The organism is Streptomyces sp. SID5464 (assembly GCF_009862985.1).
Taxonomy (GTDB): domain Bacteria; phylum Actinomycetota; class Actinomycetes; order Streptomycetales; family Streptomycetaceae; genus Streptomyces; species Streptomyces chartreusis_D.
On the sequence record NZ_WWIQ01000022.1, the window covers coordinates 293,282 to 317,960 of the forward strand.

Annotated in this window: 23 protein-coding genes and 2 pseudogenes; 15 read left to right on the forward strand and 10 right to left on the reverse strand. The window is 72.5% G+C overall.

Features of this window, described 5'->3' with window-relative positions; all coding sequences use genetic code 11:
* Positions 1–15 precede the first annotated feature (15 nt).
* Genes GTY47_RS16875 through GTY47_RS16885 form a run of 3 tightly spaced genes read right to left on the reverse strand, consistent with a single transcriptional unit; the run spans position 16 to position 2,216 of the window.
* Positions 16–729, reverse strand: coding sequence for a 2-phosphosulfolactate phosphatase (locus tag GTY47_RS16875; RefSeq protein ID WP_029180647.1), 714 nt, complete (start codon positions 727–729; stop codon positions 16–18).
* A gap of 35 nt (positions 730–764) precedes the next feature.
* Complete coding sequence (locus tag GTY47_RS16880) at positions 765–1,202, reverse strand: glutaredoxin domain-containing protein (protein WP_010032360.1); 438 nt, start codon at positions 1,200–1,202, stop codon at positions 765–767.
* A 57-nt stretch (positions 1,203–1,259) separates the two neighbouring features.
* Positions 1,260–2,216 carry an amidohydrolase family protein gene (locus GTY47_RS16885; protein WP_010032361.1) on the reverse strand — a complete coding sequence of 319 codons (957 nt, stop codon included), beginning with the start codon at positions 2,214–2,216 and terminating at the stop codon, positions 1,260–1,262.
* Between the two features lie 176 nt (positions 2,217–2,392).
* Between GTY47_RS16885 and GTY47_RS16890 the strand changes: the two genes are divergently transcribed.
* Complete coding sequence (locus tag GTY47_RS16890; RefSeq protein WP_231911146.1) at positions 2,393–3,628, forward strand: FAD-dependent oxidoreductase; 1,236 nt, start codon at positions 2,393–2,395, stop codon at positions 3,626–3,628.
* A 34-nt stretch (positions 3,629–3,662) separates the two neighbouring features.
* Here GTY47_RS16890 and GTY47_RS16895 read toward each other — a convergent pair whose 3' ends face one another.
* Complete coding sequence (locus GTY47_RS16895; RefSeq protein WP_010032365.1) at positions 3,663–4,169, reverse strand: hypothetical protein; 507 nt, start codon at positions 4,167–4,169, stop codon at positions 3,663–3,665.
* Between the two features lie 105 nt (positions 4,170–4,274).
* Between GTY47_RS16895 and GTY47_RS16900 the strand changes: the two genes are divergently transcribed.
* The gene (locus tag GTY47_RS16900; protein WP_010032366.1) at positions 4,275–5,618 is read left to right on the forward strand and encodes a BTAD domain-containing putative transcriptional regulator; all 1,344 of its coding nucleotides are present in this window, start codon (positions 4,275–4,277) and stop codon (positions 5,616–5,618) included.
* Positions 5,619–5,660: 42 nt separating this feature from the next.
* Here GTY47_RS16900 and pip read toward each other — a convergent pair whose 3' ends face one another.
* Entirely contained in the window at positions 5,661–6,629 is a 969-nt protein-coding gene (gene pip / locus GTY47_RS16905) for a prolyl aminopeptidase (protein ID WP_010032368.1), read from the reverse strand.
* A gap of 57 nt (positions 6,630–6,686) precedes the next feature.
* Between pip and GTY47_RS16910 the strand changes: the two genes are divergently transcribed.
* Entirely contained in the window at positions 6,687–7,178 is a 492-nt protein-coding gene (locus GTY47_RS16910) for a MarR family transcriptional regulator (protein WP_231911147.1), read from the forward strand.
* Positions 7,179–7,202: 24 nt separating this feature from the next.
* Here the strand turns inward: GTY47_RS16910 and GTY47_RS16915 are convergent, their stop codons facing one another.
* Positions 7,203–7,553, reverse strand: coding sequence for a hypothetical protein (locus GTY47_RS16915; protein ID WP_158688375.1), 351 nt, complete (start codon positions 7,551–7,553; stop codon positions 7,203–7,205).
* A 26-nt stretch (positions 7,554–7,579) separates the two neighbouring features.
* Here GTY47_RS16915 and GTY47_RS16920 point away from each other — a divergent pair, with 26 nt between their 5' ends.
* On the forward strand, positions 7,580–7,963 hold the full coding sequence (locus tag GTY47_RS16920; RefSeq protein ID WP_010032373.1) for a VOC family protein: 384 nt from the start codon (positions 7,580–7,582) through the stop codon (positions 7,961–7,963).
* Between the two features lie 3 nt (positions 7,964–7,966).
* On the opposite strand, the gene GTY47_RS16925 is transcribed toward GTY47_RS16920, so the two are convergent.
* Positions 7,967–8,479, reverse strand: coding sequence for a hypothetical protein (locus tag GTY47_RS16925; RefSeq protein ID WP_010032374.1), 513 nt, complete (start codon positions 8,477–8,479; stop codon positions 7,967–7,969).
* Between the two features lie 473 nt (positions 8,480–8,952).
* On the opposite strand from GTY47_RS16925, the gene GTY47_RS16930 reads away from it, so the two are divergent.
* The 5 genes from GTY47_RS16930 to GTY47_RS16950 all read left to right on the forward strand — a co-directional run bounded on the left by GTY47_RS16930 (position 8,953) and on the right by GTY47_RS16950 (position 16,805).
* Complete coding sequence (locus GTY47_RS16930) at positions 8,953–10,488, forward strand: alpha/beta hydrolase (RefSeq protein ID WP_173937390.1); 1,536 nt, start codon at positions 8,953–8,955, stop codon at positions 10,486–10,488.
* A 173-nt stretch (positions 10,489–10,661) separates the two neighbouring features.
* Positions 10,662–12,644, forward strand: a complete 1,983-nt coding sequence (locus GTY47_RS16935) for a glycoside hydrolase family 97 protein (RefSeq protein WP_010032377.1) — start codon at positions 10,662–10,664, stop codon at positions 12,642–12,644.
* A gap of 113 nt (positions 12,645–12,757) precedes the next feature.
* On the forward strand, positions 12,758–14,962 hold the full coding sequence (locus GTY47_RS16940) for an MMPL family transporter (protein WP_029180649.1): 2,205 nt from the start codon (positions 12,758–12,760) through the stop codon (positions 14,960–14,962).
* Between the two features lie 5 nt (positions 14,963–14,967).
* Positions 14,968–16,170 carry a sensor histidine kinase gene (locus GTY47_RS16945; protein ID WP_173937265.1) on the forward strand — a complete coding sequence of 401 codons (1,203 nt, stop codon included), beginning with the start codon at positions 14,968–14,970 and terminating at the stop codon, positions 16,168–16,170.
* Entirely contained in the window at positions 16,167–16,805 is a 639-nt protein-coding gene (locus GTY47_RS16950; RefSeq protein ID WP_010032381.1) for a response regulator transcription factor, read from the forward strand. The genes GTY47_RS16945 and GTY47_RS16950 overlap by 4 nt, the downstream gene beginning before the upstream one ends.
* Before the next feature lie 151 nt (positions 16,806–16,956).
* Here the strand turns inward: GTY47_RS16950 and GTY47_RS16955 are convergent.
* Both GTY47_RS16955 and GTY47_RS16960 read right to left on the reverse strand, forming a co-directional pair.
* A pseudogene (locus GTY47_RS16955) lies at positions 16,957–17,295 on the reverse strand (hypothetical protein); the annotation flags it as partial.
* Positions 17,296–17,384: 89 nt separating this feature from the next.
* Positions 17,385–18,560 carry an FAD-binding oxidoreductase gene (locus GTY47_RS16960; protein ID WP_010032383.1) on the reverse strand — a complete coding sequence of 392 codons (1,176 nt, stop codon included), beginning with the start codon at positions 18,558–18,560 and terminating at the stop codon, positions 17,385–17,387.
* A gap of 180 nt (positions 18,561–18,740) precedes the next feature.
* On the opposite strand from GTY47_RS16960, the gene GTY47_RS16965 reads away from it, so the two are divergent.
* The 4 genes from GTY47_RS16965 to GTY47_RS16980 are packed head-to-tail and all read left to right on the forward strand — an operon-like array spanning position 18,741 to position 20,776.
* On the forward strand, positions 18,741–19,148 hold the full coding sequence (locus tag GTY47_RS16965) for a hypothetical protein (protein ID WP_010032385.1): 408 nt from the start codon (positions 18,741–18,743) through the stop codon (positions 19,146–19,148).
* The gene (locus GTY47_RS16970) at positions 19,145–19,786 is read left to right on the forward strand and encodes a class F sortase (protein WP_010032386.1); all 642 of its coding nucleotides are present in this window, start codon (positions 19,145–19,147) and stop codon (positions 19,784–19,786) included. Before GTY47_RS16965 ends, GTY47_RS16970 begins: the two co-directional genes overlap by 4 nt.
* Entirely contained in the window at positions 19,783–20,274 is a 492-nt protein-coding gene (locus GTY47_RS16975; RefSeq protein ID WP_010032387.1) for an RNA polymerase sigma factor, read from the forward strand. The genes GTY47_RS16970 and GTY47_RS16975 overlap by 4 nt, the downstream gene beginning before the upstream one ends.
* Complete coding sequence (locus GTY47_RS16980; protein ID WP_078602699.1) at positions 20,258–20,776, forward strand: hypothetical protein; 519 nt, start codon at positions 20,258–20,260, stop codon at positions 20,774–20,776. Before GTY47_RS16975 ends, GTY47_RS16980 begins: the two co-directional genes overlap by 17 nt.
* Before the next feature lie 61 nt (positions 20,777–20,837).
* Here the strand turns inward: GTY47_RS16980 and GTY47_RS16985 are convergent, their stop codons facing one another.
* Positions 20,838–21,839, reverse strand: a complete 1,002-nt coding sequence (locus GTY47_RS16985; RefSeq protein WP_173937392.1) for a cytochrome c oxidase assembly protein — start codon at positions 21,837–21,839, stop codon at positions 20,838–20,840.
* 180 nt (positions 21,840–22,019) lie between these two features.
* Here GTY47_RS16985 and GTY47_RS16990 point away from each other — a divergent pair, with 180 nt between their 5' ends.
* Both GTY47_RS16990 and GTY47_RS16995 read left to right on the forward strand, forming a co-directional pair.
* Positions 22,020–23,582, forward strand: coding sequence for a carbohydrate-binding protein (locus tag GTY47_RS16990; RefSeq protein WP_029180653.1), 1,563 nt, complete (start codon positions 22,020–22,022; stop codon positions 23,580–23,582).
* A gap of 189 nt (positions 23,583–23,771) precedes the next feature.
* Positions 23,772–24,661: pseudogene (locus GTY47_RS16995) on the forward strand (putative RNA methyltransferase).
* The last annotated feature ends 18 nt before the right edge of the window (positions 24,662–24,679 follow it).

Here is a 24,679-nt window from a genome sequence, read left to right on the forward strand (position 1 = left end):
CGTCCTGCCGGGGTGTCAGCGGGTACCGGACGGGAGGGCGGGCACCGCGACGGGACGGAGCACCATGAGCGACTCCTCCCGGCGAGCCAGCATCGCGAAGGGGAACCTGTCGATCTCCAAGCAGAGATCGACATCGTCCGGGTGGTATCCGCTCCGCAGTCCAGCGGCGAGGTCCACCGCGGCACGGGAATTCCTCGCGCGGTGGAGATACGGCGCCGCCTCGACATCGTCTCCGGCCATGCACCGACCGATGTACTCGACGCAGGCCAGATCCTCCTCGGCCCGGCCTCCCTCGCCGGTGACGACGAACGTCACCGGACCGGAATCCGCGGTCCGCAGGAACCGCGCGGTCGGGCCGGCCACCACGAAGCTCGCGCACAGGACCAGCGGCGCGCTCGCGACGGCCAGCGCACCCACGGTTCCGGCCGTCGTCTTCTGCACCAGCGTGCGACCGGCGAGATCACGTGACCTGAGCAGGCCGGGTGAGTTCACAGCGTCGAATCCCGCTGCCGGAGCCCCGTCCTTCAACGCCAGCCACCCCGGGCGGCTCTCCTTCAAGGCGAGTGCCTCGCTCTCCGTCGAGGCCAGGACGATTCTCTCGACACCACGCGAGAAGGCCCAGGCAGCCACGGTGAAGGCGCGCATGACGTCGATGACGACCGCGACACGGGGGACACCGGTCAACTCCGGGATGCCTATGAAGTGATGGCCTACGAAGTGATGGTCCATCGCGCCCCTCTGCTGTCCGTGGACCACCGAGGAGATCACGCGGAAGAGGAGATCTGCTCGCGTACCCACTCAGGATCGGGGTTTGTGTGCGGCCGGCCCGCCACGACGACGGTCGGCACGGTCTCGTCGCCGTCGTTGGCCGCCCTCACCGCTGAGGCTCCTTCCGGGTCACGCCAGATGTCGACCCAGTGCAACCGGCGGGCGCTGCGGCCCAGCCGGATGCGCAGTCGCATGCAGTACGTGCAGCCCGGGCGCCAGAAGACGACCGGCCGGCCGTCGACCGCGCTGCGGCGCTGTGCCTCCAGCGCACTGATGGATCTCGGGAAGAACAGGGGCGAGTTCACGCCTGCCAGTACCAGGAACACCAGCAGGACCGCTGTGGCCGCGCCGACGTCCTCCGCGAAGATCAGCCCCGTCGCGACGGCTGAGCCGCAGAGCATCAGCAGCATCGGCAGGATCCAGGCGCGCATCATGGTGACGCAGGCTACCGATGAGTCGGCATGCCCCTCGAACCGGACCACATGACAGGCTCAGAGCCCGGAAGGCGCTGACAGCCCGAACAGCCCCGCCGCGTTGTCGTGGCACACCGCCCGCAGCCAGTCCTCCCCCAGGTCCAGCCGTTCCAGGGCGTGGAGCTGGTCCACGTACGGATAGGGGATGTTGGGGAAGTCGGAGCCGAGCAGGACCCGGTCGCCGAGTGCGGCCAGCCGGGGCAGCGCCCGACGGGGGAACGGCATGAAGCCCTCGGTGAAGTCGGTGAACGCCATCGTCGTGTCCAGCCGCACCTCCCCGTACCGCTCGGCCAGGCCGAAGAACTCCTCGTACTCGGGCATCCCCAGGTGCGCGACGACCAGCCGCAGCCGGGGGTGCCGCGCCAGCACCCGGGCGATCGGCTCGGGGCCGGTGTGCTTGCCGGGCGCGGGCCCGGAGCCGCAGTGGATCACCACGGGGATGCCGGCCTCGGCCAGCAGCCCCCACGCCGGCTGGAGCAGTTCGTCGGCGGGGTCGTACGCCCCCACCTGCACATGCGCCTTGAAGACCCGCGCACCCGCCTCGACGGCCTCCCGGACGTACGCCTCGACGCCCGGCTCGGGGTAGAGGGTCGCGGTGTGCAGACAGTCGGGGGTGCGCCGGGCGAAGTCGACCGCCCAGCCGTTCAGCCAGCGGGCCATGCCCGGCTTGTGCGGGTACAGCATCGCGGTGAAGGCCCGCACGCCGAACTCCCGCAGGACGCCCGCCCGTTCCGCCTCCGCCTTCCGGTAGGTGATCGGCCACTCCAGCCCACCGGTCAACGGCCCGAGCGCGTCGAAGTAGCCCCACACCTTGTGCAGCACCCGCTCGGGCATGAAGTGCGTGTGCACGTCGACCAGCCCCGGAAGCCCGAGCCGCCCCCAGAAGCGGCGGACCTCCGCCGTTTCCGCACCTCCCACGGACACGTGGCCGGGCGAACCGGCAGGGTCGACTGGCGCCACACGGTGATCGTCCATGCAGCCCACGATCGGCCCGGGCGAGGTGGTGGGTCCACTCCCTTGCGCGAGAGTTCGGTGAGGGATCCGTCACCCGGGCGTCCACCGTGTCCGGTTGATCGTTCGTCGTCCCGTGGCTGAGGATGCCAGGGTCGGGGATGCGCAGACGTGGGGCAGTGAAGTCGGAGGTGGCGTACGTGGGTTCGAGTGCGGGGAAGCCGGTCGGTGAGGAGATTCTGATCATCGGCGCCGGTGTGGTGGGGGCCTCGGTCGCCTATCACCTCACCCGGCTGGGGCACGACCGCGTGACGGTGCTCGACGCCCGCGACCGTGCCGTGCTCTCCGGATCGACCGGCCTGGCGCCCGGCTTCGTGGGCCAGCTCAGCGCGACGCCAGAGCTGACGGTGCTGGCCAAGGACAGCGTCACCGCCTACCGCGCGCTCTCGGACACCGCACCCGCTCCGGTCTTCTGGCAGGTCGGCTGCCTGGAGGTCGCCACCGGCCCGGCCCGCCTGGAACAGGCGCACCAGGACGTCGAGCTGGGCAGGCAGGCCGGGCTGGAGGCGCGCGTCCTCGATGCCGCCGAGACCGTCGCCCTGGCCCCCGCGCTGGTCGACCCCGACCGCGCCCTGGGCGGGGTGTTCCTGCCGTCCGACGGTGCCGCCGACCCCGCCGCCCTCACCCACGTCCTCGTGGAGGCCGCGGAGAAGGGTGGAGCGCGCTTCCACTTCGGCACGCCGGTACGGGCGCTGGAGACCGAGGCCGGCCGGGTCGTCGGCGTGCGGGCGGGCGAGGACGGCAGGCTGCTGCGGGCCGACCGGGTGGTGCTGGCGACCGGGATCTGGGGGCCGGTGCTGGCGGCGGATGCCGGGCTGCGACTGCCCATGGTGGCCGTCCAGCACCCGTACCTGTTCACCGAGGAACTGCCCGGCCTCGACGACACTCCCATCGACGCGCCGATCGTCCGCTACCCCGAGCACACCGTCTACACCCGCCGCCACGGCCGCCGTTACGGGCTGGGCAGCTACGCCCACACGCCCCTGCCGCTGACCCCGTCGGCGGCGCTCACCTCGGCGGAACTCCCCTTTTCGGAGAGCGACTTCGGTGCTGCTCTCGAAGAGGCCACCAGCCTCGTGCCGGCTTTCCGCACCGCTCCGAGGGGACGCCACCTCAACGGTGTGTTCGCCATGACCCCCGACGAACTCCCGCTGGTCGGCCCCGCCGCCGGGCTCGCCGGACTGTGGTTCGCCGAGGCGTCCTGGGTCACGCACGCCGGCGGTGTCGGCCGCCAGTTCGCGAACATGCTGCTGGAGACCGGCGACCTGCTCGTCGACCCCGACCGGCTGGCCCCCGACCGCTTCTCCTCCTGGAGCGACCAGAAGGTCCGCGACACGGCACTGGCCCACTACCAGGGCATCTACGACGCGCACTGAGCCCTGGGCCGGGCCCCGGGAAGGGCAGGCCCGTTCAGTCGATGCGGGCACACAGGTCGTCCGTCGTCCCGTGCAGGAGGCGTACGGACTTGTATCCGGTCGGGCTGATGTCCAGCGTGTAGACGCCGTCGACGAGGTAGAGGCCGCGGGGCAGACTGCCCTGGTCCTGGCCGACCCCGACGAGCACCGGCCCGAGCACGGTCCAGAGTTGCGAGCCGTCGGGCCGGTGCTCGACGACGGCCGAGCCGCTCGCGTCGGCGTCGTAGGAGGCGCCGGTCTCGGTGTTCGTGACACGGACGACCAGATCGCCCCGGTACGCGACCCGCCGCACGGAGCCGTCGGGGTAGGCGCTCAGCACGCGCCGCACCACCTCGTCGACGACCGGCTGGCCGTGGACGGGGAAGTCGCACCGCACGCCGGCGCCGACGTCCCACGGCGCGGAGGGTGCCGGTTCCCAGCCCTTCGCCGGCTGCGCGGACGCGGGCTGCGTCCCGACGAGCACCGCGGCAAGGGCCGGCGTGGCGAGAGCTGTTCGGCGCATGGTTCTCCTTGGGCACAGACGGGGGGAAGGAGGGGCGTGCGCCAGTCTCTCCCCGGCCTCTGACCAAAACCTGACCACCGACAGGCCCTAGGCTGCCGGACAGCCATGGAGTTCCAACTGCTCGGCCCGTTCGCCGCCCGCCACGAGGGGCGGCAGGTACTGCTGGGCAGCCGCCGCCAGGAGCGGTGCCTGCTGGCGGTCCTGCTGCTGCACGCGGGCCGCGCGGTCACGACGGACCGCCTCATCGACCTGCTGTGGGACGGCGAGCCGCCCGACGCCGCCCGCGCCACCGTCCACACCTACGTCGGCCGCCTGCGCGCCGCGCTCAGGCCCTACGGCGTCTCTGTCGAGACCCGGCACGACGGTTACGTCGTGGAGCAGGGCCCGCATGAGATCGACGCGCAGGAGTTCGCCGGGCTGGTGGGGCAGGCGGCCGACTCCGCCGATCCCGCGGACCGGGTCCGCCTCTACGACCAGGCCCTCGGGCTCTGGCGCGGCCCGCTGCTCGCGGACGTGGCCGTTGAACCGCTGCGCGCCCGCCTCGGCGGCAGGCTGGGCGAACTGCGCCTGTCCGCCGTGGAGCGACGAGCCGAGACCCAGCTCACCATGGGTCTGCACGACCGTGTCGTGGCGGACCTGACGCCGCTGCTGGAAGAGCACCCGACCCGTGAACGGCTGGTCGGCGCCCAGATGACCGCCCTGTACCGCGCGGGCCGCCAGGCCGACGCCCTCCGGCTGTATCGCAGCACGCGTACGACACTGGCGGCCGAACTCGGCATCGAGCCGAACAGCGAGCTCCGCACCCTGCACGAGCGCATGCTGCGCGCCGACCCCCGGCTGGACCGGCCCCCCGGGCCCGTCTACGCGGTGCGGGTCGGCGACCAGTGGCTGCCGTGGAGTACGAGCGGACACCCCGCGCTGGAGTTCTGCAACACCTACGCCGGGTGGGGCGGGGAGCCGCTGCCCGGGTCGGAGTGGCTGCGCGGCTACGCCACGCTCGCCGTGTGGGCCGGTCACCTCGACCTGATCGAGGAACGGCAGGTGACCGGGCTGCGGGAACAGGCCCTGCGGCAGCCGGCCGAGGCCGCCGCCGTCCTCGACGAGGCCCGGCGGCTCCGTACGGACCTGTACGCCTGCCTGACCGATCCGCGGGAGGGCCGGGCGTTCAAGGCGGTGGCCGGTGCGGTGGAGGACGCCGCGCGTCTCTCGGTGTTCACGCGTGGCGACGACGGTCTCGGACGCTGGCAGCCGTCGCCCGCCGCCGGACTGCGTCTGCCCGTCTGCGCGGTGGCGCGCAGCGCGGGCGAACTGCTCGCCGACACGCGGCGCTTCACCGTCCGCGGCTGTCCCAGCCGGGACTGCGGCTGGCTGTTCCTCGACGAGAGCGGGCGGCGCCGGTGGTGCAGTCTGGCGACGTGCGGCGCCAAGCGGTCGGCCGGGGGCCGGTGACAGGCCGCTGCCACACCGGCGTCCGCACGGTCGGCAGCCTTCCTACGGGACGCGGACGGGCCGGAAACGGTCCGTTGCCGCCAGCACGGCCTCAGTCGTGGCATCGCCCGACAGCCCGTGCCCCTCCTCGCCGATCAGCACGAGCTCCGCGTCCGGCCACACCTGGGCCAGCCGCCACGCCACGTCCGGAGGTCCGCTGATGTCCAACCGCCCGTGGACCAGCACGCCGGGGATGCCGGCGAGCTTCCCGGCGTCGCGCAGCAGCGCCCCGTCCTCCAGGAAGCCGGCGTGCCGCCAGTAGTGCGTGACGAGGCGGGCGAAGCGCAGCCGGAAGTGCGGGTCCTCGTAACGGGGGTCGGGCTGGTGCCCAGGGTGTGTGGACACGTGCACGTCCTCCCACCGGCACCACTCCCGCGCGGCCCGCTCCCGTACGGCCGGATCGGGGTCCGTGAGCATCCGGGCGTACGCCTCCACCAGACTGCCGTCGCGCTCCCCCTCCGGGACGGCGTCTCGGAACCGGGCCCACTCCTCGGGGAAGATCCGGCCCATGTCCCGCGTGACCCACTCCACCTCGCGGCGGGTGGTGTTGGTGACGCTGAAGAGGACCAGTTCGGATACGCGTCCCGGGTGCTGCTCGGCGTAGGCCAGCGCGAGGGTCACGCCCCAGGAGCCGCCGAGGACGAGCCATTCCGCGATGCCGAGGTGCTGCCGGAGCAGCTCGATGTCGGCGATCAGGTGCCAGGTGGTGTTGGTGGCGAGCGAGGTCCGCGGATCGGCGGCGTCGGGGGTGCTGCGCCCGCATCCGCGCTGGTCGAAGAGCACGATGCGGTACGCCGCCGGGTCGAACAGCCGACGCCAGAACGGCCCCGCCCCGGACCCGGGCCCGCCGTGGAGTACGAGCGCGGGCTTGCCCGCCGGATTCCCGCAACTCTCCCAGTACACGCGGTTGCCGTCGCCGATGTCGAGCATGCCGTGCTCGTACGGCTCGACGAGGGGGTAGACCTCGGCCATGCGCGACGCACTCTCCTCGACCCGCGACGGATATGACAGCGCTGTTAGATTATCAACGTGAACAGCGCGAGGAGTTACCCCGATCCGGTCGCAGTGGGCACGCTGCTCCGCCACGTCCTGGAGCTGCTCGACGGCGACGTGGCCAAGGTCTACGAGGAGCAGGGCCTGGCCGAGTACCGGCCCCGCTTCTCCCCGGCCGTGCGGGCACTCCTGGCCGAAGGACCGCTGTCGGTCCGTGACTTGGCCACGACCGTGGGCGTCACGCACTCTGCCGCGAGCCAGACGGCGGCGCAGATGGCCCGGGCGGGCCTGGTCACCCACGCCCCCGACCCACTGGACGCCCGCCGCCGCCTGGTCGACCTCACACCGAAGGCCCGCGCCCTGCTGCCGCGGATCGAGGCGGAGTGGGAGGCCACGGTGGCGGCGATGGCGGAGCTGGACACGGAGCTCTCGATGCCGCTGGGGGAGCTGCTGAGAGAGGTGGCGGAGGCGCTGGACCGCCGACCGTTCCGGGAGCGGGTGGCGGCGGCGTATCGGGGGCGGCAGTGACTCATGCGAGTGCCGACCGCGATGTCACGCCGATGCCTCCGCGGGGCGCCGGTGGGCGACGCGAGCCCGAGTCCAAGCCTCCCGGTACGCGTCGTACAGCCGATCGTGCGTCTCGCAGGGGAGGCCGAGGTTCGCGCCCTCATCGTCCATGACCCGGCAGGTCGGGCACGTCAGGCAGTGGTCCCCCAGACGCACGAATGCGGTCTGCCAGGGCGCCTGGACCACCCCCGCACTGACGGTCTCGTAGTGGTCGCACAGGAGGGCGAGCAGGACGCGGGCGAGCCTGCGGGCGTACATCACGCTGCCCTTGAGCCAGGCTCGACTCAGCTCGGGGGCACGAAGCTTGCCGCGTGCGCGCAACCCGGTGGCGCTCAACGTGGAGATCAGGAAGGCTGCCGCCCATGGTCTCAGTGGTGCAGAACGTGGCGATCGACTGTGCGGACGCCTACGAGCTCGCTCGGTTCTGGAGCGGTGTGACCGGGCGCCCGCTGCATCCGGAGGACGGACCGGGCGCCCGGGAGACCCAGGTGCCGCTGGCGGAGGGCCCGGTGCTGTACTTCAACCAGGTGCCCGAGGCCAAGACGGTCAAGAACCGGATCCATCTGTGTCTGCGCCCCGAGACCTCGCGCGATCAGGAGGTGGACCGGCTGCTGGGGCTCGGTGCCACCTTTGTCGCGGATCACCGCAATGCCGATGGTTCCGGCTGGGTGATCCTCGCCGATCCCGAAGGCAACGAGTTCTGCGTTCTGCGCAGTGAGTCCGACCGAGCCGCCATGAATTCCTGACGCTCACGCGCCGTACAAGGCCACCCTCGGCTCCACCGTCCCCACGGCCTGCGGATTCAGGACGGTCACCCGGTACCGCTCCTTCAGCGTCTCCCCCGCCCCCAACGTCCGCCGCGCCCCCACGAGGTCCGTGAACAGCGTCCCGGTCTGGCTGCCCAGCCGCACGGCCGCCCAGCAGCCGTGCCCCGTGCGCCGCTCCACCTTGACGTCCGACGGCGTCAGGAACGGCGCGGCATCCGGGGACGTCACGAGGAGTTGCGGTGCGACGGTCGTGGTCGTCGACGTGCTGTTGCGGTAGGTGACCGTGACCTCCTGGGGGTCGCCGGCCCGGAGGGGGCTCGCGGGCAGGGAAACGAAGTCGGTGGGTGTGGCGGGCTCCTGCGCCCGGGGAGCCGTCACGGTCACGGCCGCGGTGACCGCCGGCGTGGCCGCGAGGGCGGGGCCCGCCGTGGCCAGGCCGGTGACGGCGACCAGGGCGGCGAGGAGCGTGACTCCGGCACGACTGTTCTTCGACACGTTGGATGGTCCTTCTGGTGGGGGAGGAATTCGCTGGGGTGAAGTGGTCGGCTGACACCGGCACTTGACCAGAGTGAGCCTCAGACTACGCAGCGGAGCCCAGCAGCCGCCCGCGCCCCGCGGATCAGCCGGACGGCCGGGGCGCCCGGCGTCACGGCCGCGTACCCTCCAGCGTTCCGTAAGTGAACGGCACCGCAACTACCGCCGGGTACCGGGCAGATGACGTGGAAGGAGATCCACAGGTCCGATCCCCATTCCCTTCCCCCTCCGGGTGAGCTAGAACCTTCAAGACCCAGCCGTACCACTGGGTGCTCCACGGCACATGCGCCGCCCGAGGGGGAATCACTGCAGTGACCAAGCAAGCTCATGGACCGAGTCGGTCCGGCACCCGCGCGCACAGACGCCTCCCGCGTCTGAGGATCGCCATCGCCGCCGCCGTCACCTTCGCCGTCGCCGGAACCGCCGCCCCGGCGATGGCCGCCCAGCCCGAGGGGGGCGACGGGCAGCCGCCCGTGCCGTCCCTGTCGTGGTCCGACTGCCAGGGCGGCTTCGAGTGCGCGAACGCCGACGTGCCACTGGACTACCGCGACCCGCAGGGCAGGACCATCACCCTGGCGGTCATCCGCAAGAAGGCCCCGGACCAGGCCAGGAAGAAGGGCACGCTCTTCCTCCAGCCCGGCGGGCCCGGCAACTCCGGCGTGGACTTCGTGCGCGGCAACTACGCCGACCTGCCCGCCGCCCTGCGCGACTCCTTCGACGTCTTCGGATACGACGTACGCGGCGTCGGGCGCAGTTCACCGGTCACGTGCTGGGACGACCCGACGTACACGCGGGCCATCACCGCCGCCAAGGGCGCCCCCGGCCCGGACGCCTACGGGACCGCCGTGCGCCAGGGCGCCGCGTTCGACCAGGCCTGCCGGGACAACGCGGGCGAGTTGGCGCCGTACGTGGGCACCGGATACGTCGCCCGTGACATAGATCTGCTGCGTCAGGCCTTGGGGGAGGACCGACTGACGTACTACGGGCGGTCGTTCGGGAGCTACATCGGGACGGTCTACGCCGCGATGTTCCCCGAGCGGGTGCGCGCGCTCGTCCTCGACGGCGCGTACGACCCGGAGCACTACGCGAACCGGCCCTATGCCTACGACCGGCCCCAGTACCTGGCCCTGGACGGCGCGATGAGCCGCTTCCTCGACTGGTGCGAGGCGAACCAGGACACGTGCGGGTTCGGGGACGGCGACCCCCGGGGCGCGTTCGAGAAGCTCAAGGCCGACCTCGACGCCAACCCCGTACCGACCGCGAACGGCGGCCAGGCGAACGGCTACACCGTCGTCTACCGCCTCATGTTCAACATCAACGAGGGCAAGGTCATCTGGCCCTCCCTCGGCGAGGCCCTGCGCAAGGCCCAGCAGCGCGACACCACCTCGTTCCTGCTCCGGCCGCCGTCCCCGGCCAGCTTCGACTTCCTCAACCCGAACATCGTGGTGGAGTGCGTCGACAAGGACTACCCGCGCAGCCCGGCCCTGCTGAAGCGGCAGGTCACCACCAACGCCAGGCTGGCGCCGCTGCTCGGCCCGGCCATGGCGTACGGCCCGCCGCTCTACGACCACCAGCACGCCACCACGTGCGCCCAGTGGACCGGCGAGAAGCCCAGCCGCTACGCCGGTTCCTTCCGGGCCAAGGGCTCCGCGCCGATCCTGGTGCTCGGCACGACCGGTGACCCGGACACCCCGTACCAGGACGCGGTGGCCCTGTCCCGCAAGCTCGACAACGGCCGGCTGCTCACCTTCCAGGCCGAGGGCCACACCGCCTTCGGGCGCAGCGCCTGCGCCACGGACGCCGTCACCGGTTACCTGGTGGACCTGAAGGTCCCGGCGCGTGGCACGACCTGCGCGGACGAGACCCAGCCGCCGTCCGCCACACCGAAGGTGGCCCCGCCGGGCACGACCCTCGGCGAGCTCCGCAACGGTGTGAGCGACCGCCTGGACCGCCTCGGCTCCCTGCACTGACCGAGCACTGACCGACCGCACCACGGCACCCCGGGTGCGGGCCTCACGGGCCCGCACCCGGGGTGTGCGCGTTTCCGGTGGTTCCCGCCTCTTGACCCCCTCTCGCGCGGGCACGTAGAACTGCACTCGCAGAAACCGGTTACTACCACTTACCGCAAGGGAAGGTCCCCTCGATGAGAGCCTCTGGAGACCGGGAAGAGCCCACCGCGGACAGAACGGCCGGCCACCTCGCGCCCGCGTCCCGCCGGGTCGTGCTCAAGGGCGCGGCCGTCACAGCCGGGCTGGCCGCGACCGGGACCGCCACGACCCGGCCCGCCTACGCCGGGGACGACCGGCCGGGCCGCCACGAGAGCGTCACCGCCCGCATGGGCGGCACCTCCGTCACCCTGTCCCTGGCGGACGGCGCCCTGCGCTGGTCCGCCCGCCGCAACGGCCGGACGGTGATCGACACCTCGGCCCTGGGCCTCAGACTCGGCGACGGCACCGTCCTCGGCGCCGACGTCAGGGTGATCGGGGAGCGGTACGGCACCCACCGCACCACCTGGACGCCGGTCTACGGCCGCAATGCGACCGTCACCGACCACTACCAGGAACAGCGCTGGGACCTGGTGGACCGGGCCTCGGGCATCCGCTTCGGCGTCCAGGCCCGCGCCTACAAGACCGGCGTCGCCCTGCGCTACCTCCTCCTCGACGAGGGCACCGCCACCGTCGCCGACGAGCTGACGACGTTCGTCTTCCCCGACGGCACCACCGTCTACAGCGCCCGCGACGAGAACGCCTACGAGCCGGTCGCGCCCGGTTCCGTACCGGTCACCGGCACGGCCGGCACGGACAACGGCCCGCTCACCGACCTTCCGCTGACCGCCACCCTCACCGGCGGGCTCATCGCCTGCGTCTGCGAGTCCGCACGCGTCGACTACCCCCGGCTGATGCTCGGTTCGGTCGCCGGTGAGCCGAACACCCTCGCCGCGTTCCTGATGGAGCACACCGCCCGAGGCACCGGCCCCGTGGAGACGACCTCGACCGTCACCACGCCGTTCGCCACACCGTGGCGCGCTGTGGTGATGGGGGCCGGCCACGCCGAACTCGTCGACAACGCCGAGCTGGTGCTCAACCTCGCACCGCCGAACGCCCTCCCCGACCCCTCCTGGATCAAGCCGGGCAAGGTCTTCCGCTGCGACCTCAGCACCGCCGCGGGCCTTCAGGGCGTCGACTTCGCCGTGGCCCGGGGCCTGCAGTACATCGAGTACGACGCCGGCTGGTACGGCCCGGAGTTCACCACCCCGGACGCGACCAGGCCGATCGCCGCGATCGACCTGCCGTCGGTCATCTCGTACGCCACGAGCAAGGGCATCGGCGTCTTCCTCTACGTCAACCGGCTCGCGCTGACCGACGCGGACTTCCTCTTCGGCCTCTACAAGAGCTGGGGCGTGCGGGGCATCAAGCTCGGCTTCATCAACGACGGCACCCAGACGATGACCAACCAGATCACCGACTGGGCGAGGACGGCCGCCAAGTACCGGCTGCTGATCGACATGCACGACGACGTCCGGCCGTTCGGCTACGAGCGGACCTACCCCAACTGGATCAGCCTGGAGGGCGTGCGCGGCAACGAGCAGTTCCCGACCGCCACCCACAACGTGACCCTGCCGTTCGCGCGCAACATCGGCGGCCCGATGGACTACACGATCTGCTACGGCCAGTCCCGCGACAAGACGACCAACGCCCACCAGATGGCGATGGCGGTGGTGTACTACCAGCCCCTCAACTTCCTCTTCTGGTACGACAAGCCGTCCAAGTACGGCAACCCGGCGAGCTGGCCCGGCCTGCCGTGGTTCAACGCCGTGCCGGTGACCTGGGACGAGAGCCGCACCCTGGCCGGCGCGATCGGCGAGTACATCGCGGTCGCCCGCCGGGGCGGCTCCACCTGGTACCTGGGCGCGATGACCAACGAGTCGTCCAGGACGCTGTCCCTGCCCCTGTCCTTCCTCGGCAGCGGCACCTACACGGCTACGGTCTACGCCGACGGCACCCCGGGTTCCAGCCCGTTCAGGACCCCGGTGGTGGTCGGCACCCGGACCGTCACCGCCGCCGACACCCTCGACGCGGCCATGGCCCCGGCGGGCGGCCAGGCGGTCGTCCTGACCCCGAGCTGACCCCCCAAGGGGGGTGGGGTTTTCCCCAGGGACCGAGTCCACCGGCCGGTTGACGACAGGTTCAACCGAGTGCCTCTGTCCGGCAACTGCCCAGCTCAGCCAGGCTTTTGGGCATGAACTCATTATCTGTGCGGGTGGCGCGCTGGAGTGCGCGGCACCCCTGGCGGGCGATCGTCGGCTGGCTGGTGTTCGTGGCGCTGTGCCTGGGGGTGGGCAGTGCCGCCGGCACGAACAGTGCGAAGACGGCCGACTACCGGGTCGGCGAGGCCGGCCGCGCCGAGGCCCTGGCGGCCGAGGCGCATCTGGAGCGCAGGGCCGCCGAGCAGGTGCTGATCTCCTCCCGTTCGGGCGGTGCTCTCGACGAGGGCGCCGCCGTGGACGCCGCGGACGACCTGACCGACCGGATGCGGCGGCTGCCCGACGTGGCGTCCGTGGCCGACCCGTCGCTGTCGGAGGATCGCCGGATCCTCATGGTCGAGGTGGCGCTGAAGGGCGAGGAACGGGACGCGAAGGACAAGGTCGACGCGCTCGTGGCGCAGACCGCGGCGGTGCAGAAGAGCCACCCCGGGCTGCTGCTGGAGGAGACCGGGAGTCCCTCCGTCAGCAAGGGCGTCGACCAGCAGCGCAGCGACGACCTGGCCCTGTCCGAGGCGATCACCCTGCCGGTCACCCTGCTCACGCTGCTGGTGGTGTTCGGGTCGGTGACGATGGCCGGGGTGCCGTTGCTGCTGGCGCTGTCGTCGATCGCGGCGGCGGTCGGGCTCTCCATGGTCGTCTCGCACGTGTCGCCCGACGCCGGGGTCGGCACGAACGTCATCCTGATGATCGGCCTCGCGGTCGGCGTCGACTACACGCTCTTCTACCTCAAGCGCGAGCGGGAGGAACGGGCCCGCTCCGGCGGGCGGCTCTCCTCCGAGGCGCTGGTGGAACTGGCCGCGGCGACGTCGGGCCGGGCGGTCGTGGTCTCCGGGCTCGCGGTGGTCGCCTCCACGGCGACGCTGTACCTGGCCTCCGACGTGATCTTCTCCTCCCTCGCGACCGGCACCATCGTGGTCGTCCTGGTCTCGGTGGCCAGTTCGCTGACGGCCCTGCCCGCGCTGCTCGTCAAGCTGGGGCGGCGGGCGGAACGCCGGGAACGGCGACGGGCCGAGCGCGGAAAGCCCGTACGCCGGGTTCGGGGCGGGGCGGGCGACGGCCGGGTGTGGAGTGCTCTGCTGCGGCCCGCCGCCCGGCACCCCCTCGCGACCCTGTGCGTATCGGTCGTCGCGCTCCTCGCCCTCGTCGTCCCGCTGGCCGGACTGAAGATCACCGAGATGAGCCGGGACACACACTCCCGTGACATCCCCGCGATGCAGGTCTACGACCGGCTCAACGAGGCGTTCCCGGAGCGGCGGGTGACCCACCAGGTCGTCGTGCGCGCCGATGCCTCCCGGTCGGCAGAGGTGGCAGCCGCCCTGGGCGAGGTGGCCCGGCGTGCCGGCGCCGACCCGCTGTTCACCGAGGGCTCGCGGACACGGTCGTCCGCCGACGACCGCACCCACACCCTCGAACTGAAGGTGCCGTACCTCGGCAACTCCGACCAGGCGTACGACTCCCTGGACCGGCTCCGGGACGACTTCCTGCCCGCGACCGTCGGCCGGATCGCCGGCGCCGAGTACGGCGTGTCCGGGGACGTCGCCCGCTACGCCGACTATCCCGCCCACCAGAACGGCAAACTGCCCCTGGTGCTGGGCGCGTTGCTGCTGGTGACGTTCGCGATGACCGTGTACGCCTTCCGTTCGGTGGTGCTCGGGCTGCTCGGCGTCGCCCTGAACCTGCTGTCCGCCGCGGCGGCGCTCGGGCTGCTCGTGCTGGTCTTCCAGGGGACCTGGGCCGAAGGCCTGCTGGACTTCCGGTCCACGGGGTCGATCGGGTCGCGCGTGCCGCTGTTCCTCTTCGTCATCCTCTTCGGGCTGTCGATGGACTACCAGGTGTTCGTGGTGAGCCGCATCAGGGAGGCGGCGCTCGCGGGCGTGCCCACGCGGCAGGCCGTGCTGGACGGGATCCGCTCCTCGGCGAGCGTGGTGACCAGCGCGGCGGTGGTGATGACGACCGTGTTCGCCAGCTTCGTCTTCCTGCACATCATCGAGATGAAGCAGATCGGCTTCGTCCTGGCGGCGGCCGTGCTGATCGACGCGTTCGTGGTCCGGGTCATGGTGCTGCCGGCGGCGATGCTGCTGCTGGGCGAGGCGAGCTGGTGGCCCTCGCGCCCGGGGCGCCGGGCGACGGCCGCCCCGGAGAAAGGGTCGCCCTCCCGCCCCGCGGTCGACGTACGTTGAACGGCATGACCGCTCTCGCCGGGTCCACCCCCGACGCCTTCTGGGCCACGTCGCTGCGCCGTTGGAACACGGTGTGCTGGCTGCTGTTCGCCGTGATGGCCGTCGGGCTGGTCGCCATGGACCGGCCCGGCCAGAGCAAGTACGCGGCGCTGGCGCTGCTGGGCGGGGTCGTGCTGTCGTACGCGGTCCTGGACCGCTTCCCGGCCAATCCCGTCGTACGGCCGCACGGCTATCTGTCGGTGCTGGTGGTCGCGTTGGGCGGGCTGGCGTACCTGCGGGGCAACTACGCGGCGCTGTTCATGGTGACGCTGCCGCACTACTGGCTGTTCGGGCGGACGCCGAGGGCCTCGATGGCGTTCCTGGGGCTCGCCGCGGCCGCCACCGCGGCCGCGAGCGTGCTGCGGCAGGGCTGGTCGGTGGAGTTCTTCACCGAGACGCTCGTGTCCACGGTGCTCGTCGTCGCCGTGGGGGCGCTGATCGGGCTGTGGGCCCATTCGGTGGTCGGGCAGAGCGCCGAGCGGGCTCGGCTGATCACCGAACTGGAGCAGACCCAGGCCGAGTTGTCCGAGGCACACCAGCGGCAGGGCGCGGCGGACGAGCGGGAGCGGATGGCCCGGGAGATCCACGACACCCTCGCGCAGGGCTTCGCCTCGATCATCGTGCTGGCCGAGGCGGCCCGGGCGGGGCTCGACCGCGAACCGGCGCGCAGTGCCCAGCAGTTGCGGTCGATCGAGTCGACGGCCCGGGAGAACCTCGCCGAGGCCCGGGAACTGGTCGGCTCGCCCCGGCGACCCGGCCAGACGGCCGCCGGTTCGGTGGCGCAGACCCTGCGCCGGACCCTGGACCGTTTCGCGGAGGACACCGGCCTCACCGTCGAGGCCGACCTGGCGGACCTGGAGTGCGACCAGCAGACCCGGATCGCGCTGCTGCGCTGCACCCAGGAGTCCCTGGCCAACGTGCGCAAGCACGCCCGCGCCTCCACGGTGGGCGTGGTCCTGGCCTCGCAGCCGTACGGGGTGGAGCTCGAAATCACCGACGACGGGACCGGGTTCGTGGTGGAGTCGTCGTCGGGCTTCGGCCTGGACGGCATGCGCAAACGGCTGGCGGAGCTGGGCGGGAGGCTGACGGTGACGAGTTCGGTGGGCGACGGGACGCGGGTGCTGGCGCTGATACCGCTGACCGCCTCGGAGAGCGGGGCGACGGCATGACCGGCGGCCCCCTGCGCATCATCGTCGTGGACGACCACACCGTCATGCGGGCCGGAGTGGTGGCCCTCCTCGCCTCCGAGGCCGGCATCGAGATCGTCGGCGAGGCGGGCGACGGCCGCGCGGCCCTCGGCCTCGTCGAACGCCACGAGCCCGATGTCGCCCTGGTCGACCTGCGGATGCCGGTGCTGGACGGAGTGGCGACCACGACCGAGATCGTGACGCGCTTCCCCCGCACCCGGGTCCTGATCCTGACGACGTACGACACGGACGCCGAGATCGAGCGCGCGGTGGAGGCCGGGGCGATCGGCTACCTCCTCAAGGACACCACCCGTGAGCAACTGGCCGACGCGATCCACGCGGCGGCGCGCGGGGAGACGGTGCTCGCGCCCCGGGTCGCCGAGCGGCTGGTCGCCCGCATGCGCCAGCCCGCCCAGATCCCGCTCACCGCCCGGGAGGCGGATGTCCTGAACGCGGTCGCGGACGGCCTCACCAACGCCGAGATCGGCCGCCGTCTCGTCATCGCCGAGGCCACGGTGAAGACGCACCTGCTCCGCCTGTTCGCCAAGCTCGACGTCAACGACCGCACCAGGGCGGTGGTGGTGGCGATGGAACGGGGGCTGTTGCGGAGGCCTTGAGCCGTTCAGCCGTTCAGCCGTCATGTTCCGATGTCCACCCACACGTGCCCAGGCCGGGGGTGAGTCCGGGACGTACTCGGGGTTGTTCTCGTCGTAGGCGTAACCGTGGGAGCGGCGTGGGAACAGGCCGATCACCGTGCGGCACGGGGGGACGGAACCGCCGGCTGGGCCGGGGATGCGGGTGGCGGCGGTCGGCGTCCTCCGCGTGGGACGCGTACCACAGGGCGAGGCCGATCCGCTGACCGGCGTCCGCCCAGGCCGGCGGCGTCCGCACCACGAGGTGCAGCGGGCTCACGCCGTCCCGCCCGGCCGCGTCGTACCGGGCCAGGGTGACGGTCAGCCCGGGCCGCAGCAGCCCGTCGGGCGCGATCCTCGGCATGTGCCAGCGCAGCAGATCGGGTGCCAGGTCACGGAGGTCGGCGCGGAGCCGGGCGGCGGGTTCCCGGCCGTGGGCCCGGGCCACGGCACGCGGCTGGAGGTCGACGTCGACGGGACCCGCAATCTGTCAACAGAGTGAGTCGTCATCGCGACGGATGCCAGCGGCCCGCACTCCCTGGCGCAGCCGATTGGCGCCGGGGCTCAGACGACATGCGACTCCGGCCGCATCCGTGCCCCACCCCGGAAGCGGTCCGCGGCGAGCGGGCCGACGTCGACGCAGGGCGTGCGCTCCAGGTACAGGTCGCGGACGATCTCCCCCACCGCCGGGGCCTGGAGGAAGCCGTGACCGGAGAACCCGGTAGCGTAGAGGAAGTTCACGACCTCTCCGGACCGGCCGATGAGCGCGTTGTGGTCGGGGGTGACCTCGTAGAGCCCGGCCCAGCCGCCCGCCGTCCCCAGGTCGGCGAGGGCGGGTGCGCGACGGCGTACGACCTCGCGGAACAGCTCCAGCCACTCCGGGGTCCAGGTGGTGTCGAAGCCGTCCGGCTGGGCGGGGTCGGCCAGGCCGAACAGGAGGCCGTCGTCGCTGTTGTGGAAGTAGGCCGAGGACGTGAAGTCGATGGTGAAGGGGATGCGCGGGGCGGGGGGCGTGAGCGGGACGGTGAAGGCCAGTTGGCGCCGCACCGGCCGCACGGGCAGCGGGACGCCGGCCATCTCGCCGATCCGCGCCGACCAGGCGCCGGCGGCGCAGATCACCGTGGCGCAGTCGATCCGCCCGCGGTCGGTGTGGACGGCCGTGATCCGGTCGCCGGCGGTGTCGAGGCCGGTGACGGTGGTGTGCGTCGCGAGGACGGTTCCGGCCCGGGCCGCCGCCCGCGCGTAGCCCTGCACGACCAGTCCGGGCCGGGCGTGGCCGTCGGTGGGCGAGTGGGCGGCGGCCACCAGTCCGTCGGTGCTGACGTAGGGACACAGGCCGCGGGCCTCCTCGGGGGTGATCATGCGGCTGGGCACGCCGAGGGAGTTCTGTATCCGCACACCGGCCTCGAACTCCGTGGCCTGCCGCTCCGTGTCGAGCAGGAAGAGATAGCCGACGGTGTCGAGCCGGATGTCGGCACCGGGCCGGTCCGGGAAGTCGCGGAAGGCGCGCAGACTCCGGCTGCCCAGTTCGATGTTGAGCGGGTCGGCGAAGTGCGCCCGTACGCCGCCGATCGGTTTGCCCGAGCTGCCGCAGCCCAGGTCACCGCGTTCCACGACGACGATGTTCCGCACCCCGGCCTCGGCCAGGTGGAAGGCGATGCCGGTGCCCATCACACCACCGCCGATGATCACGACGTCGGCGGTCGCGGGAACGGTGGGGAAGACGGGTGAGGAGGTCAACGGGCCGTCCCTTCACGGGTTCCGTGGGTGTGCCTGCATCCACAGCACGAGATGCCGGGCGGTGACCCACCGGACTTTGCCATCTCTTTACAACCCGCCCCTTTGCCGCCTCGTCTCTCCGCTCGACCCGTCACGCACCCCGCCGTTCACCGGGCGGGACCGACGAAGGAGAGCGTTCCCATGCGCCGAACCGTCCTCACCGCCCTCGCCCTCGCGGGCACCGCCGTGCTCCTGGGCACCGGGCCCGCGTTCGCGGTCGGGGTGACGACCCCGAGCCCGGTCCCGACGGCCGCCGCGCCCACCCCCCGGCCGGCGGAGAGCGCCGAACCGACGGCCGCCCCTGCCGAACCGACCCGCGCCCCGGCCACCACCCGACCGGCCCCGAGCGCCGAACCGACCCGGGCACCGGCCGGCGACCAGGTCTCCGTCGTACCGAGCGGCGCACCCGACACCGGCGTCACGGAGGCGTCCTCGGCCTCCGACTCCGGCGTCGGCGGTACGGCGGTCGGCGCGGGGGCCGCCGCGGTGCTCACCGTGGGCGGCGGGACGCTCCTCGTCGTACGGCGTCGCCGGGCGACCCGGGCATGACCACGTTCTCCAGGCGCGCGTTCACCACGGCGGCGCTGGCGTCCCTGCTCACCGCCTGCGGTGGCCACGGGGCGAAGCGGACGACGCCGGACCCCGGGGCCACCGCGCCACGGCCGCGGCCTCCGTCCCGGACGGTCCCGGCCGAGGCGTCGCGCCCCCTGGCCCGTTCGGTCCCGGTCCGGCTGCTGGTCCCGGCCATCGGTGTCGACACCCCGGTGATCGGGCTCGGCCTGGCCCCGGACGGCACGGTGCGGGTGCCGCCGGTGACCGCCGACGACCGGGCGGGCTGGTACCGGCACTCGCCGACACCGGGCCGGACCGGCCCATCGGTGATCCTCGGGCATGTCACGGTCGGCAGGTACGGCGACGGCGTCTTCCGTCACCTCGCCGAGTTGCACCGCGGCGACCGGATCGTGGCGCGCCTGGAGAACGGCACCGCGGCGGAGTTCGCCGTCACGGCCGTACGGACCGTCCCCAGAACCCGCTTCCCGGTGAAGGACGTCTACGGGAACGTGGACCGCCCGGAGCTGCGGCTGATCACGTGCGGCGGGGCGCGTACCGGCGACGGATACGCGGACATCGTGATCGTGTTCGCCGCGCTGAGCGGCGCCGAGTCCCCCACCCCTGGAGAGCGTTGAAACGGTCCCGCGAGAAGGCCGCGTCCGAGCTGTTCGCCGCCCTCTACCCGCGCCTGGCCGGCTGGTGCCGCCGGCTCGTCGACGACGACGAGACGGCGCACGAGATCGCCTCGGAGGCGTTCACCCGGCTCTGGGCCCGCTGGACGTCCGTGGCGGAACCCCGCGGTTTCCTCTACGTCACCGCGGCCAACCTCGTCCGGGACCACTGGCGCAAACTGGAGCGCGAGCGCCGGGCCATGCACCGCGTCACCTCGGAAGCCGCCGTACGGGCCCACCCCGAGCAGGCCGATCCGTCGGTGCGCCTGCTCGTGCAGTCGCTCCCGGAACGACTCCGCGTCCCGATCCTCCTCCACTACTACGCTGACATGCCGATCCGGGAGGTGTCCGTGCTGACCGGGCGCAAGGAAGGAACCGTCAAGGCCGACCTGCACGCGGCCCGGGAACTGCTCCGCGTCCACCTGAGGAGAAGCCTTGACCACACGCCTTGACGACGATCCGGACGACCGGGAGTCCGGCCCCGACGACCCGCTCACCGTGATCCTGCGGCCCTCCTCCCCCGACTACCTGGGCGCGCCCCCCGGCCAGTACGAGGCGATCCGCCGCAAGGCGACCCGCCGGCGCGTGCTGCGCGCCGCGGCCGGGGCCGGCCTGTGCTGCGCGGCGGCGGCCCTCATCGCCCTCCCCCTGCGCTCCACGGCCCCGGAGCCCTCCCGCCCCCCGACGGTCCCGATGGCCCCGCCCCCCGCGAGCACGGCACCGGCTCCCTCACCCCCGGCGCCTTCGTCGACGCCTTCGCCCTCGCCTTCATCGGCCTCTCCGTCCGAGGTCCCGGCCCCGGCCACGACCCGCCCCGGCACGGACACCCCGGGCGACGCCGCCCGCCCGACGACCGCGCCCCGCACCCCGTCGGCGGCTCCGACCCCGGCCCGGCCGGTCCCGTCGGCCACCCGCCCGGACACGGATCAGCGGTCGGCCACCGGAAGCCGGTAGCCCTCGTCGAGGGCGTCGAGCACGAGCAGCCCGGCGGGCCGGGTGTGCCGACGGCCGCTGGTCAGGTCGTCTCAGGCTGCCCGGCGTCGGGCCCCTGCCGTCGCACCCGCGCCGCCACCTCGCTCTGCTCGGTCTCCCACCAGGGCCGCACCAGTTCGGGAGCCGGACCGCCCTCGGACGCCGGGGCAGCCGGGGCGAGTTCGACGTCCAGGCGGCGATCCAGCGCCGCCGACTGGGCGCGCTCCGCGCGGGCCCACTGGGCGAGGACGGCCAGCAGGAAGGGCAGGGCGGTCAGTTCGGCGATGCCGAGCATGGCGCCGCCGCCGATCTGCTGGTCGTGGTGGACGTCGGGCGACCAGGGCGGCGCGTGGTGCAGGTACCAGGCGCCCGCGATCAGGGTGCCGTGCGTCATGACGACCAGCCCGGGGACGGCGTCGACGATGCCGTCCAGGAAGACCAGGGCCGCTCGGACGGGGTGGGTGCACCAGGCGGGCAGGGTCTGTTCGCGGGTGAGCACCGGCAGTACGAACAGGCAGCCGGCCGCCAGCAGGTGCAAGTACATCAGCTCGTGCAGCCAGCCGACGCGCAGCGCGGTGGCGAAGTACGGGGTGAAGTAGACGGTCAGTTCCGTGGCCAGCACCAGGACCGTGCTAGCGAGGGGGAACGTCAGCGTCCTGACCAGCCGGCCGGTCATGACCCGCCGTACCCGGCCCGCACCGCCCTCCGGCAGCGCCTCGACCGCGAGCCGCAGCGGGTCGCCGAGGGCGAGACCCAGCGGCGCGAGCAGATCGAGGGCGACGTTCTGCACGGCGGCGGGCCAGAACAGTTCATGGTCGTAGACGGCCAGCCCGGACATCGTGGCCACGACGATCGCGCCCAGCCCCAGCACGACGAACGCGGCGAGGCGCGCGAGCGGCCAGCAGCCGCCCCCGCCGCGGACGCGCGCGACACCCCAGCCGTAGAGCCCGCCCAGGACGACGACGAGCAGCAGCGCGGGGACGTCCAGCCGCCAGGAGCCCAGCAGCCGCCCGGCGGTCAGCTCCGGCAGGTACACAGCCGACAGTTCGTTCACCGGGCGCACGGTAGCCGTCGAAGTTAAGGAGACGGGCAACTGATCGTTCACGAGTATGAATGAGAATCATGCACTCGTCTATTGACGCGTCCACAGCAACGCTCCTACGTTCCCAGAAAGCGCTTGCTCCAGCCAGTCCCATGCGTCCGATCCAACGTCTGGAGACGAACGATGCACCTGAGACCAGTGATCGCGTCCGTCGGCCTCCTGGCCGGCAGCCTCGTCGCGCTGTCCGGGAACACGGCACAGGCGGCGACCACCCGCTACGAGGCCGAGACCTCGCCGGCGGTCTGCGCCGGCACCATCGACTCGAACTGGGCCGGATACTCCGGCAGCGGGTTCTGCAACGGCGACAACGGCACCGGCGGCTACGCCCAGTTCACCGTGACCGCGTCCGCCGCCGGGACGGCGACCCTGAAGGTCCGCTTCGCCAACGGCACGACCTCCGCACGCGCCGCGAACATCGTGGTCAACGGCACGACGGCCACCACGGCGTCCTTCGAGGGCACCGGCGCCTGGAACACCTGGGCGACCAAGACGCTCACCGTGCCGCTGCGGTCGGGCAGCAACACCGTCCGGCTCACCCCGACCACCTCCGCCGGGCTGCCCAACATCGACTACGTCGACGCCGAGACGGGCGGCGGCGAACCGCAGCCCACGGGCCCGGTCCTGTACGTGTCGCCCAGCGGCACGGACAGCGCGACCGGTACGGAGTCGAACCCGACGACCCTCACCTCGGCGATCAGCCGCATCTCCGCCGGCGGCACGATCTACCTGCGCGGCGGGACGTACCGCTACTCCCAGACCGTCACCATCCCGGCGGGCCGGAACGGCACGTCCGGCGACCGCACGGAACTGTTCGCCTACCCGGGCGAGACCCCCGTGCTGAACTTCTCCGCCCAGAGCGAGGACCCTGCCAACCGCGGCCTCGCCGTCAACGCCTCGTACTGGCACGTCAAGGGCATCGTCGTCGAACGGGCCGGTGACAACGGCATCTTCCTCAGCGGCAGCAACAACGTCATCGAGCGCACGGTGACCCGCTTCAACCGCGACTCGGGGCTCCAGCTCTCGCGGGCGCTCTCCAGCACACCCAAGGACCAGTGGCCGTCCGACAACCTGATCCTGAGCGCGGAATCGCACGACAACGTCGACTCCGACGGCGAGGACGCCGACGGCTTCGCCCCGAAGCTCACCGTCGGGCCCGGCAACGTCTTCCGCTACACCGTGGCCCACAACAACATCGACGACGGCTACGACCTCTACACCAAGACGGACACCGGCCCCATCGGCGCGGTGACCATCGAGGACTCCCTCGCCTACGACAACGGCACCCTCAGCGACGGCTCCCAGGCCGGCAACGGCGACCGCAACGGCTACAAGCTCGGCGGCGACGACATCGGCGTCAACCACGTCGTCCGGCGCAGCATCGCCTACCAGAACGGCAAACACGGCTTCACCTACAACAGCAACACCGGCGCGATGCAGATCTCGGACAACCTGAGCATCGGCAACGAGCAGCGCAACTTCAACTTCGACTCGGGCAGCAGGTCGGTGTTCCGGAACAACACCTCGTGCGACAGCGGGTCGAACGACCGGATCATCGGCGACTCCGACAGCTCGAACCAGTTCTGGTCCGGCTCGAACGGCTCCCGCTGCTCCTCCTACACCGGTGCCCTGCGCTGGTCCTTCGCCTCGGACGGGCGGCTCGTCGTGACGTTCGGCGGCAGTCGGTAGCCTGGCCGTATGGCATGCACCGGCATTCCGCACTGCTTCCTCTGACACCGCGGTGAGGACGGCGACGTGACGCGATCACGTCGCCGTCCTCGGCGTGCCCGCCGTCCGCGGGCGCCGACGACTCGCCGTTCACCGCCTGCATCCGGCTCAGCGCCGCGCTCCGTCCCGCTGAGCCGTCGAGGAGCATTCATGCCGACCACTCATCCGGGACCCGGCCGACGCCGCCCGTCCGACCGCCTGCTGACCGTCCTGACCTGCCCCCTGTGCCCGTCGGGCCTGGAGCGTGCCGACGGTGCGCTGCGGTGCGCGGGCCGGCACACCTTCGACATCGCCCGCCACGGCTACGTCAGTCTGCTGACCGGCCACCGGCGGGCCGCGAGCGCCGACTCCGCCGCCATGGTCAGGTGCCGCGCCTCGTTCCTCCGGGCCGGGCACTACGACCCGCTCGCCCGTGCCCTCGCGAGGCTCGCCACCGAACTCGCCCCGCCCGACGCCGTCGTACTGGACGCCGGGGCGGGCACCGGTCACTACCTCGCGTCGGTCCTGGACGCGCTGCCCGGGGCCATGGGGCTCGGGCTGGACAGCTCCGCGCACGCCCTGCGCGCCGCGGCCCGGGCCCACGCCCGGGGTGAGGCCGCCGGCTGGGACGTCTGGCAGCCGTGGCCCGTCCGGTCCGGCTCCGCGCACCTCGTGCTCAACGTCTTCGCGCGCCCCGCAACGGGCCGGAGTTCCACCGCGTCCTGCGGCCCGACGGCGCCCTGCTCGTCGTCACGCCCAGCGGCCGGCATCTGCACGAACTGCGCGGCTCCGTGGGGCTGCTGGCGGTCGACCCCAGGAAGGAGGAGCGCCTGCGCCGGACGTTGGCGGACCGCTTTAGGCACGAGCGGGCCGAGTCGCTGGACTACACCATGAGCCTCGCCGCCGAGGACGTCGCCGGACTGGTGGCCATGAGCCCGGCCGCGCATCACGTCGATGACGCGGAACTGCGCCGCAGGGTGGCGGACTTGGCGGCGCCGGCGCGGGTGACCGCCTCGTTCGTGGCCTCGGTGTACCGTCCTCGGGGGCGTCAGGGGGCGTAGGGGGGCGTTGGGGGGCAG